General features: G+C 67.9%; 12 protein-coding genes. 3 read left to right on the forward strand and 9 right to left on the reverse strand.

All coding sequences use genetic code 11. The features are described from left to right. Positions 1-81: 81 nt before the first annotated feature. The 5 genes from NN4_RS01135 to NN4_RS01155 all read right to left on the reverse strand — a co-directional run bounded on the left by NN4_RS01135 (position 82) and on the right by NN4_RS01155 (position 4,740). A complete protein-coding gene (locus NN4_RS01135) occupies positions 82-1,911 on the reverse strand; it encodes a molybdopterin-dependent oxidoreductase (RefSeq protein ID WP_147128039.1) in 1,830 nt (609 codons plus the stop codon). 49 nt (positions 1,912-1,960) lie between these two features. After that, positions 1,961-2,968 carry an anti-sigma factor gene (locus NN4_RS01140; RefSeq protein WP_147128040.1) on the reverse strand — a complete coding sequence of 336 codons (1,008 nt, stop codon included), beginning with the start codon at positions 2,966-2,968 and terminating at the stop codon, positions 1,961-1,963. 52 nt (positions 2,969-3,020) lie between these two features. Next, the gene (gene sigK / locus NN4_RS01145; RefSeq protein ID WP_147128041.1) at positions 3,021-3,686 is read right to left on the reverse strand and encodes an ECF RNA polymerase sigma factor SigK; all 666 of its coding nucleotides are present in this window, start codon (positions 3,684-3,686) and stop codon (positions 3,021-3,023) included. Positions 3,687-3,800: 114 nt separating this feature from the next. Further along, positions 3,801-4,436 carry a fasciclin domain-containing protein gene (locus NN4_RS01150; protein WP_186818192.1) on the reverse strand — a complete coding sequence of 212 codons (636 nt, stop codon included), beginning with the start codon at positions 4,434-4,436 and terminating at the stop codon, positions 3,801-3,803. A gap of 109 nt (positions 4,437-4,545) precedes the next feature. Further along, positions 4,546-4,740 carry a hypothetical protein gene (locus NN4_RS01155; RefSeq protein ID WP_147128043.1) on the reverse strand — a complete coding sequence of 65 codons (195 nt, stop codon included), beginning with the start codon at positions 4,738-4,740 and terminating at the stop codon, positions 4,546-4,548. A gap of 177 nt (positions 4,741-4,917) precedes the next feature. Here NN4_RS01155 and NN4_RS01160 point away from each other — a divergent pair, with 177 nt between their 5' ends. Further along, entirely contained in the window at positions 4,918-5,721 is an 804-nt protein-coding gene (locus NN4_RS01160) for a thioesterase family protein (protein WP_147128044.1), read from the forward strand. A gap of 454 nt (positions 5,722-6,175) precedes the next feature. Here NN4_RS01160 and NN4_RS01165 read toward each other — a convergent pair whose 3' ends face one another. After that, entirely contained in the window at positions 6,176-6,808 is a 633-nt protein-coding gene (locus NN4_RS01165; protein WP_246180633.1) for a DUF8176 domain-containing protein, read from the reverse strand. 357 nt (positions 6,809-7,165) lie between these two features. On the opposite strand from NN4_RS01165, the gene NN4_RS01170 reads away from it, so the two are divergent. Further along, entirely contained in the window at positions 7,166-7,639 is a 474-nt protein-coding gene (locus tag NN4_RS01170) for an SLOG cluster 4 domain-containing protein (protein WP_147128045.1), read from the forward strand. Positions 7,640-7,847: 208 nt separating this feature from the next. Next, on the forward strand, positions 7,848-8,141 hold the full coding sequence (locus tag NN4_RS01175; protein ID WP_147128046.1) for a hypothetical protein: 294 nt from the start codon (positions 7,848-7,850) through the stop codon (positions 8,139-8,141). A 186-nt stretch (positions 8,142-8,327) separates the two neighbouring features. Here the strand turns inward: NN4_RS01175 and NN4_RS45925 are convergent, their stop codons facing one another. The 3 genes from NN4_RS45925 to NN4_RS01190 form a co-directional block, all read right to left on the reverse strand. After that, entirely contained in the window at positions 8,328-10,712 is a 2,385-nt protein-coding gene (locus NN4_RS45925; protein ID WP_246180634.1) for a DUF4153 domain-containing protein, read from the reverse strand. Positions 10,713-10,785: 73 nt separating this feature from the next. Continuing rightward, complete coding sequence (locus NN4_RS01185; RefSeq protein ID WP_246180657.1) at positions 10,786-11,718, reverse strand: HAMP domain-containing sensor histidine kinase; 933 nt, start codon at positions 11,716-11,718, stop codon at positions 10,786-10,788. A 634-nt stretch (positions 11,719-12,352) separates the two neighbouring features. After that, on the reverse strand, positions 12,353-13,054 hold the full coding sequence (locus NN4_RS01190) for a response regulator (protein WP_147128047.1): 702 nt from the start codon (positions 13,052-13,054) through the stop codon (positions 12,353-12,355). Between the last annotated feature and the right edge of the window lie 749 nt (positions 13,055-13,803).

Below are 13,803 nucleotides of genomic sequence, written 5' to 3' on the forward strand. Positions count from 1 at the left end.
AAGCCAGCGGTGATCACCATATTTACGCCCAGGCTGGCGGAGCGGTTGGCGTACAGGTTGCGCCCTACAGCTCGCGACAGATCAGCGCACGGTGATCACGCGGCTGTGCCAGCCGGTGGAGCCGTCGGGGAATGGTGGGGTGCGACGGTCGGTTTGGGTGATGCCGTCGCGGTCGGTGGCCCGGACACGCAGGGTGTGCGCGCCGGGGGTGGCGGCCCAGCGCCAGGTCCACAGGCGCCAGGTGTCGGTGGAGTATTCGTCGGCGAGGGCGGCCGGTTGCCACGGTTGATCGTCGACCTGGACTTCGACGGCGTCGATACCGCGGTGCTGGGCCCAGGCGACCCCGGCGACGATGACGTCGCCGGCGGGCACGGTGGCGAAGGCGGCGGGGACATCGATCCGCGCTGCGGTCTTGATGAGTGCCTGTGCCGCCCAACCTCGTTCGGTCCAGTATGCCTCGGCGCGGTCGAATCGGGTGAGCTCGAGGTCGATGACCCACTTGGTGGCGGAGACGTACCCGTACAGGCCCGGGACGATCAGTCGGGCGGGGTAGCCGTGCGCGATCGGCAGCGGTTCGCCGTTCATGCCGACCGCCAGCAGTGCGTCACGACCGTCGGTGACCGCGGAAACCGGTGTGCTCGCAGTGAATCCGTCGATACTGCGGGATAGCAGCATGTCGGCCTCGGGATGGACACCTGCCTCGGCGAGCAGATCCGCCAGCCGGTACCCCGTCCAGACAGCGGTGCCCGCCAGCTCGCCGCCGACTTCGTTGGACACGCAGGTCATGGTGATCATCCGCTCGACCGCCACTCGTTGTCGTAACTGGTCGAAGTCTAATTCCATTGGCCGATCTACCATTCCGTGGATGCGCAGCCGCCAATCACCACTCGTCAGCGCAGGCAATTGCAAGGCAGTGTCGACACGATAGAAGCGATCGTTCGGCGTCACGAAGTCGGTCAGCCCTGGAACCGCCAGCCGCGCACCGGATCCCAGTGGCGCAGCCGGAACCGCTCGCGGGACAATGAAACCGGCCCGGTCGGCCACCACATCACGCAGCCGCGCGCCTATCCACTGCCCGGCAACGGTCGCGCCCACGGCTACGGCTCCCACTCCCGCTGACAGCAGAAGAAACCGACGTCGCGAGGCCTTTGCCGGAGCCGAAGCGCCGTCCGAGCGGGTTCGGCCGTGGCGCCGCGGCGAATGCCTGCCAGCCATCGTGTTCGCGGAGTGACTCGACGGATCGACCGTTGCAGCGGTCATTCCGGTGGACCGCGCAAGAATCGGCGGGCTCGGTGGGTCGATGGGCGGTGCAGACAAAGACTGGTCGATTCCGCCGGATCCTGCCGCATGGGCGCGCGCCGCCGTGTCGCCATTCGCCGACCTATCGGCGTCCGCTATTGGACCGGCGCTCGGGGGTACAGCGGCACCGGCCACTGGTTCATCCCCTCGACCATCCGAGCCCCGGCCGATCAGCAAGCGCAGGACGATCACCCCCGCCGCGACGCCGACTACGGTCGGTAGCGCGAACCATCCTGTCGCGGTGGGGCGTTGCAGTGCGGCTCCGAGGACGACACCGCCGAGCAGAATCAGCAGCACGCTCCCGAGCGGGCGTCGTCGCTCCAGCAGCCCGAGGATCGCCGCGAAGACGACCATCACCCCGGCCATCGACAGGAACAGGGCGAGTTTGTCGTTGCTGCCGAAACGGCGGATTGCCGCGTCCTTCAACGCATGTGGCGTATGGTCGACCACCGAGGCGCCCATCGCGTAGAACGGTGAGGCGGCGGGGTCGATGAGTGCGGCGATCAGATGGCCGACACCCAAGACGGTGAGTGCGGCGAGCACCCCGGCCAGAGCTGCCGACGGTCTGTGGAGCGCGTGTCTCGGACGTGCTTGGGCCCCAAGCTTTTTCATCGCAGGCTCCTGTTGTTCGTGGGGAGCTGCGACTCGCGTAGCAGCTCGGTCAGGCGAGATTCACGCTCGCGATCGGGTCTCCGGTCGGTATCGGGGAACCGGTGGACGGCTCGACCGTGACGGCCAAGGTGTCGACCGGGTCGAAGCGGGTCACCAAAGCGGGACCGGTGGAAGGCAATTCGGTCAGCACACCGGCCGATTGCGCCTGTCCACCCAGGGGCACCAACCAGACCTGATAAGCCCGGTCCGGTGACGGTGCCGGTACGGACTCGAAAGATACTGTGGCAGCAGCGATTCGAGCCGAGGTACGGACAGTGAGCGTGCCGCCGCCCGCGACCGGGACCGACTTCACCGTGACGTCGGGTTGCTCGAGCACCATCTGCGCGGTCAACGCCGGTGCGCCCGGGTCGCCGGCACGGTTCACCAGCACGCCCACGCCAGCGCCGATCGCCACGACCACCGCGACCGCCGCCGCCAGCCAGCGCAGCCGCTGGAACCGTTTGTGGTCCGCAGCCGCTTCCTCGGCCTGGTGGAAGCCGTTGCGGCCGCCGCCCGAATCACCGGGTGCGTCATTGCCCCAGCGGAATGGATTGCGAACCTTGCCCGGCGGGTCAGTCGGGTGCAATCCATTGCCCCTAGCGCCCCGTCCAACTCTTTGCTCGTCGACCTGGGGCAATCGACTAGGCCCTTCCCCCGGCATCCCGGCTGCCCCGCCGGACCGCGGCAATCGGTCAACCCCCGGATCTGATGCACCAGTTGCCTCTGCAGAACAGTGGAAACCATCGCGGCGCTCGCCCAACGGACCAGCTGCTTCATCCAACGCCCGCAGCAACGTCGTTTCCAACTCCGGCGGCGGCGGCGTCGCATCCAGCACCGTCAACGCCGCCAACGTTTCCCGCACCCCGAAAACGATCGAGGCAAAGGCATCCACGGTAACCGGGTCGGCTTCGCGAAGCCGATGCTCGATACTGCGCCGCTCGAGCTCGGCAACCGCATCCATCGCGTACGGATAAGCCAGGTCGAGCAGGTCGCTCCCGCGCTGCCCGTTCTCGCTCATGCCCGCACCGCGCAGCCGGAAGTACCGCGCCGTGACAGGATTCGCTTCCTGCTCATGCGGTCTCGCCTCCTGTCAAACAGTCCTCGAGCCGCTTCAAACCGTCCCGAATCCGGCTCTTGATCGTCGGCAACGGAACTTCGAGATGGTCGGCGACCTCGCTGTAGGTCCGGCCGCTGTAATAGGCCAACCCGACGGCTTCGCGCTGGATCGCGGTCAACGTGTCCAGGCAGTCGAGCACCGACTGCTCGTCGAGCAGCTGTCCGACCTCCTCGGCGACGACATCGTGGTCGCGGCCCAGATTCGCTTGGCCGTAGACGATGTCGCGGCTGGCGGCGGACTGCTCGCGGCGCACCCGGTCCACCGCCCGCCGATGGGCCAGCATCATCAGCCAGCCCATCGGACTGGACAGCTTCCGGTCGTACCCCGTCGCCAGCGACCACGCCTGCAGATACACCTCCTGGGTGATCTCCTCGGCCGCGGCGTGACTGCGCAGGATCCGCAGCGCCAAGCCGAAGACGCGGTGGCTGGTCGCGCGGTAGAACTCGGTGAAGGCGTCGCGGTCGCCGGTGGCGATCGCATCGAGCAGCTCGATCAGCCGCCGCGTCCGCGCCGCCTCCTCCGGATCCTCCCGGGCCGGGCACGACGGTGTCACCGGTGGCCCGCCCGCGCCGGTGTTGCGGCGCAGGCGGATCGCGGTGAGCTTCGGTTCATTCGGCATGGTCACCTCCGCATCGATCGATGGCGGGGGCGAACAGGGAATGGATCTGCGGCAGCAACACGTCGAGCTCGACTCCTGATGGGAGGGACCATTCCGAACCAGTGCGTAGCGAGGCTACGCGGCGGGCGGCATCAGCACGGTGTCGATCATGTATACCGTCGCATTTGCCGTCTTCACGCCGCCGCAGATCACCGAGGCGTCGGCGACCTTGATGTCGTCACCGGTGCGGGTGACGGTCACGTTCGCGCCCTCGACCGTCTTGTGCGTGCCCGCGATCTTGTCCGGCGCGACCTGGCCCGGCACCACGTGATAGGTGAGAATCTTGGTCAACGTGGCCGAGTCCGTCTTCAGCGAATTCACCGTCGCCGGGTCGATTTTGGCGAACGCCGCGTCGACCGGGGCGAACACGGTGAACTGGCCACCGTTGAGGGTGTCGACCAGATTCACCTGCGGATTGAGCTGACCGGATACCGCGGCGACCAACGTCGTCAGCAACGGGTTGTGGGAAGCCGCGGTGGCGACCGGGTCCTGTGCCATGCCGCTGACCGAGCCTGCACCGGTCGGTACCTGCTGGGCGTAGGTCTTGCAGCCCGCGCCGACCAGGTCGCCGGACGCGGCGGTCGACATGGTCGGCGCGGCGGTGGTCGAGGGGGCCGCGGAGTCGTCGGACTTGTCACTCGAACAGGCCGAGGCACCCACTACCGCGGTCAGCAGCATCGCCGCCACGACCGAACGTCGCATTGCAGTCATCGTGTTTTCGCTTCCGTCGAGACGGCTGGTAGCCGTGCTGGGAGTGGACGGAACGGAATTCGCCTGGGTCGGTGGTCCGGATGGGTCGGATCTCCCGCCGATTTCTCAGCTAACGGTCGGCACGCGGGTCGAGGACCATCGAACCGTCCTGGACGAGGGTGCTACGGGCGCGCCGACGGACCCGGCAGATGTCCACCGAACAGTCCAAATGGATCTGCATCGCCCGATGAGCCCGCGCGGCCGACATCGGGCCGGGATCGATCCCGCACTCAGCGATACCCGCATCCATGGCAACTGTCTGCATCTGTTTCTCCTTTCGCCGGGGCACTCGCCGTTCGCCGGGAGCGCACATCCATCAGTCCTCACCGAGTACTTCGTACTGCTGCCAGCAAAGGACTGGCTAGTTTCTCGAGCGGGCGGTAAGGCCGCGAAGATCGCGTGCGAGCTCGCCCATGCCCCGTTCGACAGGCAGGATCGTGGGATGACTACTACGGCGGGTTTCGTATTCGACCGCGATACGACCAGCGAACCGGTTGGGGAGCACGAGTTCGGGCTGACGTTGTCGGACCGGTGGACCACCTTCATCGGCACTTCGAATGGAGGGTATCTGCTTGCCAGCTGTTTGCAGGCACTACGGCGCGAGTTGCCACAGCCTGATTTGCTGTCCGCGTCAGCACATTTCCTGCGCCCCGGCAGTCCCGGTCCCGCACGGATCACCACCGACATCGCCCGGGTCGGGCGTCGCACCGCGACCGGGCAGGCGACGCTGCTGCGCGACGATCGCGAAATCCTGCGTGTACTAGCCACTTTCACCGATCTGGCGGCCGCGGAAGGGCCGACGCTGGTCCGCGGTGAACCGCCGGTGTTGCCGCCGCCGGAGCAGTGCTTCGATCCCGCCGACAGTTATCCGAGCAAGCCGCCGACGCTCTTCGAACGGGTCGAGATCCGGATTCCGGAGGTACCCGGGTTCTGGCGCGGTGAGCCCGGCGGCACCACCGCCTCCGAGTTCTGGATGCGGCTCGCCGATGGCCGTGCGGCCGATCCGATCGCTCTCGCGTGCCTGGTCGACGCCGCCGCGCCGATCGTTTTCGACCTCGGGGTCTCCGGGTCGGCCACGATCGAACTGACCGTGCATATCCGCAAACGTCCCGCACCCGGTTGGTTGGCGTGTCGCGTGTCCACCAACTATCTGATGGACGGGTTCCACGACGAGGACTTCGAGATCTGGGACAGCACCGGGGTTTTGGTTGCCCAGTCGCGGCAGCTGGCGATCGTTTCGACGTAAGCCGGCGCGAGGGGTCGGGCAGCGCATGAGTGGCGCACCATGGAGTGTCATTCTCGGCTGTTGCCGCAGTCATGTGCCACTTTGGGTGCCCCGGGCCAGGGCGGTGATCAGGCAGCTCGATCCCCGCCCAGCAGAAGTGGCGAGCCGGTCATGTTGCTCGGGCCCGCCAGGCCGGTGCGGTGAACGGCGTGCATGTGGCGCCGCAATCGCATACGCGCTGCGCACCGCGGGCCGACAAGATTCCCGACACCGTTCCAGTTCCGGTGCGCCCCTCGCAGTGCGGCCCCGCGGCGAGGGACATGCCCGCCTAACCGCCACCACGTCCCACTTGCCGCCCACATGGGCCGGATCTGTTGCTGAGCAAGACACGATGGCGCCACCACTCACTTCGGCACCACCATGTCCCATGCGCCGCCGACCCGAGCCAGACTTGTTGCTGTGCGGGACATGACGGTCAGGTGGGTGGGGCGATTTTCGCGATGGATACCGGCCCCGGACCGGCGGTGACCGTGACGAACTGGCGGTAGGTGCGGATTGCGGAGGCGGGGCGGATTTCGGTGATGACCACGTCGAACCGGCCGTCGGCCATGGGGGTGACCAGTACGCAGTGCTGGGTGCCTGCGGGGACGGAGTTGATGCCCGCGCTGATCACGTCGATCGAGGGGACGGCCGCGTCCGGGGTGGTCACCGCTCGTGCGTCGGCACCGGATCGGGACACGTAGTAGGCGTATTGGAAGGCCAGGATGACGTCGGGTCCCGAGGCGGTCGAGCCGGTTCCGTTGCCGCGCACCAGCTGGTCGTTCCTGGTCGGCTGGCAAGACGGTGCGCCGCCGAGCACCGGATCCACGTAGGTGGCCGACTGTCGCGGCGGGCTCGCGGCCGCCGTGTAGACCAGCACGACCGCCACCGCCGCCATCGAACCGACCACCGCGGCCGAGCCGACCAGAAAGGGTCGTCCGCTGCGCTGTGCGTGCCAGCGTTGGGGTCGTGGTGGCGGAATCATGCCCGGCCACAACGGTTCTGCTGCCGTGTGCCGCCCGCGCTGCGCGGCGGCACTCCCCCCGGAGACGTTGGACGACGACATCATTGCGCCGCACCCCCTTTACCGGTGCCTACTCTGCGCCGCCGGACACCCCTCAATGCCGTTGCGCAGTAACAACATTGCACACCTTTGCACGCCGTGCCGGTCGAATGAGCTACAGACCGCTCCGCCGGTTTCCTTGGCGCGCTTCGCCGGTCGGCGTCGGGCGGAGCGCGAACCCGGAATTCGCCGCAACAGCTACCGCGCCACGGACCGGTTCCGTCGCACGCGACACCGGGCATGGCCGCGCCGACCCGCCCACTCTCCGCCGGCACGTCGATACGCTGCCGGACGGACATGGCGGTGGCAACGGTCGAGTAACTCCCTCGGTGCTGTCCCGCTCGGATTCGAGGAGGGTGGCCGGTGCGGCAAGTCGCGGTGTGTGGACCGAGGGAATGCAGTGACGTCGAGGCGCAATGGGCACGGAGGGTCGGCCAGTTGCTGGCCGAGGCCGGGGTGACCGTGCTGTGCGGAGGCGGCGGTGGGGTGATGGCCGCCGTAGCGGAGGGCGCGTCCGGCGAGGGCGGGCTGGTGATCGGGGTGCGGCCGGATACCGAGCGCGAGGCGGTGTGCGCCGGTTTGTCGGCGGTGCTGTTCACCGGTATGGGTGAGGCGCGCAACGCGATCCTGGTGGCGTCGGCGGACGCGGTGATCATCGTCGGCGGATCGTGGGGCACGTTGTCGGAACTCGCTCTTGCTCGACATCGCGGCGGTATACCGGTCGTTTCGCTCGGCGGCTGGCAGCTGCTCGATGGCGACGGAAACCCTTTGGACGCAAGCATTTCAGTGAATGATCCCGCCGATGCCGTCGCGCGTGTACTAGGGGCAGGCAGCTAGCTTTACGAGTCGCGAACACCCGCCCGGCCGTGCGCACGGCGACCCCGACCGCGGCGCGCTCCGACCGGCCGCCCGCTCCGGGCCCACCCCCCGCAATCCCCGTCGACGGTGCCATCGAGCGCGAAACCCGTGCGGCATCGCGGGAACGACAGTCCAGTGTTGGTCGACGCCTACTGATAGTTGTCGACGCACTACTGACCCGCCGGGGATGGCAGATCGGCGACGAAAGTCCCGCCCGGCACACCTGATCGAGGTGTGCGCGGCATTGTGGCAACTCGGCCACGCCGGCGTGCTCGACGGAATAGACGACCACGCCGCGGCGGCCGAAGCCGTCGCGGCGGCCGATATCGGACTCGTCCACGACGAACCCACCGTGGAACGGATAACCGAGACGGCCATCGTCGGAACGATTCTCGGCGACACCATGCTCTCCGCGCTGCGCAGGCCGGCTCAGGAACACGTCTCCGGGGTACTGCTCTCCGGTGACGAGCGGAAGGGCTGAGCCGCCCGCTCTCCGGCATCGGGTCGAAGCTCGTCGCAGCCGAACCGCATTGCGAGCCTGATTCCGGTCGGTGACGATGCGCGCGGCGTCACAGAGCTCGGCGCACGCCCCCGGCGTCAGGTCGGCACGATCTCCGCGAGAGCCGATTCAGGGAAACCGCGCTGCCGAGCGCACATTCGCCCCCGGTCAGCGAGCGGCATCCGAGCGGGACAGATTCCAGCTCTGCCAGGTATCGGCATCGAGCTGGGCGCGGACCCGTTCGCGCACTTGGGTGCGCATCGGTTCCGGCAGCCGATCGATCGCGGGCAGGATGTCGGTCGACAATTCGGACAGGTAGCTGGTGTCGAGCGGCTTCCCGTGTTCCCAGCGGTCGATGTTCTGGTCGGCGATCAGTCGCTCCGGATTCAGCACGGCCAGCGCGAGCAAGGTGGCCATGGCGGTGCCGATGACCGCACGCGGCAACCACGTCCGGCGCAGGCTGAACACCGCGGCGAGCACCAGAAGGTAGACCAGACCGAGCCACAGCTCGCAGACCTCGACGAGCAACCGGAGCAACGTGAAGCCGTACGCCTGCTGATAAGTCCACATGCGCCCGAGTGCGGAGGCGACGATCACCAGCGAGAGCACGCTCACCGCGGATAGCAGCACACGCAACCACAGGCGGTCCGCCGCCGACTCCTGCCCGGCCCAGCGCAGCACCACCAGGATCACCGCGAGGGTGAGAATGGTGACCAGCGACAGCTGCCAGAATCCGGTGCGCGCGTACTCGGCGTAGGTGAGACCTGCTGTGCGCTGCACGTAGTCGTCGCCACCGAACAGCGCCACGAACTGCGCGCCGACGAACACCGCGAACAAGACAGTGAGTGCGCTCACCGGCAGCGCCCACTCCAGGCGGCGGAGCGTTCGAACCGGCTCGTTCCCCGATTCCGTTGCGGGCTGCGGCGGTCCGGCCAGCACATACAGTGCACCGACCGCAGCGAGACCGACCACCACGAACAACACGATCTTTTGGAAGACCCGATCCGTCGCGATCTCCGGTGTCAGCGGCTCCAACAGTTTCGCGAACGTCGCATCGGCGCCACCTAGCAACGGGATGAACACCGCGAGCAACGCGACGGTCACCACCACCGACAGCACGACCCCCTGCTCCCGCCGCGACTTACTGCCACGCATCTGTTTGGCCCCGGCATATACCCATGGCACGCTGCTCAACGACGCGAGCGGCCAAGCGATCACGTCATAGAGGACGCCGTGCACCGAACGCCGCCCCACCACCGCCAGCGACCCCGCTACACACGCTGCCAGTACGCACAGGGTGAACAACCAGCCCGCCGCGCGGAAAGTGCCCACCGCCAGGAGGGCCAGCAGCATTCCGGTCCAGAAGTTTCGAGCGCCGTGTTCCCCGAGTCGGCGACGGATGGCCGACTCTTGCTGGGTGCCCTCGGGTTTCGCTGCATCGGCGGGCTCCGACTTCGCACCGTCGATGCGGGAGCTCGCCATCGCGCGCGAGGTCGAACCGACCAGGCCGTCGGGCTGGCCGGTACGCGACTCCGTCTCCGCAGATTGCACCTCCCGCGTAGTGGCGTCCTCAGCAGCGGCGGAATCGGTCGCATCCAACGATGCGACCCGTGTGTCGTCGGCGGTGGCGTCGGTGTCGATACCGGCGGCAGCCACGGGCGGGGTTGCCGCCGATAGATTCGAGGCGGCATCAGCAGTTTCGGTCACACCGGCACCAGAATCAGAGGTGGCGTCGGAGGCAGCGGCAGTCGTCGCAGCCAACGATGCGACCTGCGCATCGGTGTCATCGGCGGTACCGGCGACAGCCTCCGCGGCTGTGACGGCAGAGGTAGCGGCAGCACCCGCGGCGGCGGAGGTACTCGCATCCTTCGGCGCGACACGTGCATCCGCGGCATCGCCATCGCCGGCAACGCCGGCGGCGGAATCTGTGGCGTCGACGGCAGCGGTCGACTTCCTGAGCTCATCGGGTTGCGACTTCGCTCCGTCCGAAGCCCTGGGCGCGCCGGGTTCAGCGATCTGGTCGGGTCGCGCGTCGGACCTCTCTGCTCGCGCGCCACGCGTCGAATCCTCCCCTCCGGGATTCGAAGCAGTGGCAGGCGATGTCGCTTTCACACCCTGCGACAGACCGGCCGCATCGACTTCAGTTCCGCTTTCGCCGCTTTCGACCGAATCCAGCGCATCAGCGGAGCCCTGCCCCGACTTGCGCGCGTTGCGATCCACCATGAGCACCGCGCCGACGCCCACCGATCCGGCGAGCAACCAGCCGATTCCTGGACGGTCCAACGGAATCAACACCGCGCCGGCGAAGCCCGCGAGACAGGCCGCAGGCAGAACGCCGGGTGGGCAGACGACGCGGCGCCATTTCGCCGGCGGTTGCGCTACCTGCCGTATCTGGTACTCGGGATACGCGGGAATGGGTTGCGGGGTTGCGGGCACCGGCTGGTCGGCGGTCAGTAGCGCTCCCAGCGGTGAGTCGTGTGCCGGGGTCTGTGGTTGGGAAGCCGCGGACTTGTCCGCTTCCGACGGTATCGGCGCTGCGGGTTTATCGGGCATGATTCGCTTTCTGTGGGTGTGCGGGATCGCCCCGCGGGCCCTGATGGGTCCGGGTCGGCGGGTAGGGCTGGGGTCAGTGGCCGGGTAGGACCACGCGGATACGGGAGCCGGGGTCGGCGACGGCGATGGTGCCGCCGTGCAGGTCGACGATCCAGCGGGAGATGGCGAGACCGAGACCGGTGCCGCCGCCGTCGGTGCGGCCGCCCCGGGTGAAACGGTCGAAGACGCGGGCGCGTTCGGCCGGTGGGATACCGGGGCCGTCGTCGGCTACCTCGATCACCAACTTGCCGGACTGCCTGCGGGCCGTCACACGAACCTCACCCCCTGCCGGGCCGTGCCGGGCGGCGTTGTCGAGCAGGTTGAGTAGCACTTGATGCAAACGTGCACTGTCGGCGAATACGCGTATGGTGCTGGGCTGCACGTCGGTCGTGAATCGGACGCCACGGCCGAGTGCCGCGGCGGCGACGTCCGCCTCGGCGACGACCTCGGCCAACAGCGGTGCGACGTCGAGACTTTCGCGGTCGAGAGGGAAGGCGCCCGCCTCGATGCTGGACAGGTCGAGCAGTTCGGAGACCAGCAGGCTCAGCCGCTCGGTCTGCGCGAGCGCGGTGCGCAGCGTTTTCGGGTCCGGTTCGGAGACGCCGTCGACGACGTTCTCCAGCAGCGCGTTCAGCGCGGTGATCGGTGTGCGGAGTTCGTGTGAGACGTTCGCGATTAGGTCACGGCGTTGCTGGTCGGCGGCGGCCAGATCGGCGGCCATCTGGTTGAACGCTTCGGCCAGTTGCCCGACCTCGTCGCGGGACGTCGCCCGCACCCGCCGTGTGTAGTCGCCGTGTGCCATCGTTTTGGCCGCGGCCGTCATCTCGCGTAGTGGTCTGGTGATGCCGTGGGCGAGGAACTGTGAGGCGACCAGTGCGATCGCCACCGACGCGAGTGTCGTCTTCGGCGGCAGCCATCCGATCTTGAATCGAAAGTAACCGAACGCGATACCGCCGGCACACAGCATCAGAATCGCCAGCTTCAACTTGATCGAGCGCACCCGATCCAACGGTCGCGGGAGTACCTCGGCCACCTTGTCCGAGATGGCACGCAATTGGTCCACGAGCGTACGACGCTGGACGGGGCCGAAGTCACGTCCGCGGTTCAGGCCACTCGCGGAGGGGTGGTCGTCATCCGCTTCGCCACGCGCACGGCCCCGCCGTACAACACCTGCCGTGTGAACGTCGGCCGTCCCGTCGAGTTTCAGCGAACCGTCGTCGGTTGCGGTGCTTCTCTGCGCGCCCACGTTCTGCGCCGAGACCTTCGCCGGAGACGAGGTGTCGTTCTGCACGGCGGGCTGGTCGTGCGCGCTGTGGGTGCTGTCGTTCTGCGCAGAAAGGTTGCCCTGTGCCAACCCCTCGTCGGGTACCGCCGGGTTCGTGCTCATCGTGCGTCCAGCGCTGTGCGGGAGCACTGGCATTTCATCGGTTCGAGAGCTCGAGTACTCCCCATTGCACCTCGCGTCGCTCGCTGGTTCATGCACACCTCTTGGTTTCTCGTGTGCGGGGTCTTAAGTGTTTCGGTGCGGGCGTGCTCGATACAAACGCGTCGCGACCAACCTGCGGCGGTCAGTGGCACGTCGGTCGTTGCATAGGAGCGCTTCATCGGGCTTCCAGCGCATACCCCACGCCGTGCACGGTGCGGATCAAATCGGCGCCGAGTTTGCGGCGCAACGCTTTGACATGGCTGTCGACGGCTCGGGTGCCTGCGGCATCGGCCCAGTCCCAGACTTCCTCGAGGAGGCGTTCGCGGGCCAGGACCACGCGGGGGCGGCGGGCCAGGCGGGCGAGTAGGTCGAATTCGAGCGGGGTGAGCTGGGCTTCGACGTCCGCGCGCCAGACTCGGCGCTGGTCGACATCGATGCGGAGGTCACCGACGACGATGGTGTCGGCGTCCCGGTCGGCGGCGCGGTCCATGCGGCGCAGCAGTGCGTGCACCCGTGCGGTGAGGACACGCAGCGAGAACGGTTTGGTCAGATAGTCATCCGCGCCGACACCGAGGCCGACGAGTTGGTCGGTCTCGTCGGTGCGTGCGGTCAACATCAGCACCGGCACCGGACGTTCCGCTTGGATCCGTCGACACACCTCGAGCCCGTCGAAACCCGGCAGCATCACATCCAGCACCACCAGATCGGGCGCGAGCGCCGACGCCGCGGCCACCGCGGCAGGTCCGTCGTGCGCCAAGTCCACCGTGAACCCCTCGGCCCGCAGCCGCGCCGCGACCGACTCCGCGATGGTCACTTCATCGTCGACCACCAGAATCCGCCGCGCCACCTGCCCCCCGGCCGCTCCGCTGTGTTCCATGCTCGGAACCCTAGCCACCCCCTGTGGAGAGGTCCGGCACCAAATGTGGAGATTCCGTGTCGACGCCCCACTCGCCACTCGCCACTCGCCACTCGCCACTCGCCACTCGCCACTCGCCACTCGCCACTCGCCACTCGCCACTCGCCACTCGCCACTCGCCACTCGCCACTCGCCACTCGCCACTCGCCACTCGCCACTCGCCACGAGACGATGCCCCCTGCCGCCGCCGTGTCCGCCGCCACGCCGCGTTGCTCGCACCCACTGCTGGCACACCCTGCGACCAGCCCTGCACAGTCTCACGTTCCCGCCACCTGGTGGTTCGCATTACCTGCCAGCCATCGATCGCCCCCATATCCCGTTCGGCACCTAGCCCACTCACTGCGGGCCGCCAACGGGACATCACGACGGGTTCACTCTTCTTTCCGCGCAGCCATGCCCCGTTCGAGCTCGGATCAGGTCCCGAACGGGGCACGACGGCGGCTGACTCGTGTTCCAGCGCGCCACCGTCGGGCTCGACATTCGAGTTGCGTGCAGCAGGCGGCCAACGGGGAGTCGCGCTGGATGCAGCGTGCAGCCGGCGGACAACCCCGACCACACTCGGCCTGAACCGCCCAACGGGACATCACGACGCGCTAACTCGGCTTTCGGCACCACCGTGTCCCCGTGAGATGGCCAGACCCGCTCAGCCCCGGCTGCCAACGGGACACGAGGGCGAGCTCACTCGCCCATGGACCGAGTCCCGTCCGACG

The organism is Nocardia ninae NBRC 108245, assembly GCF_007990755.1.
GTDB classification, from domain to species: Bacteria; Actinomycetota; Actinomycetes; order Mycobacteriales; family Mycobacteriaceae; genus Nocardia; species Nocardia ninae.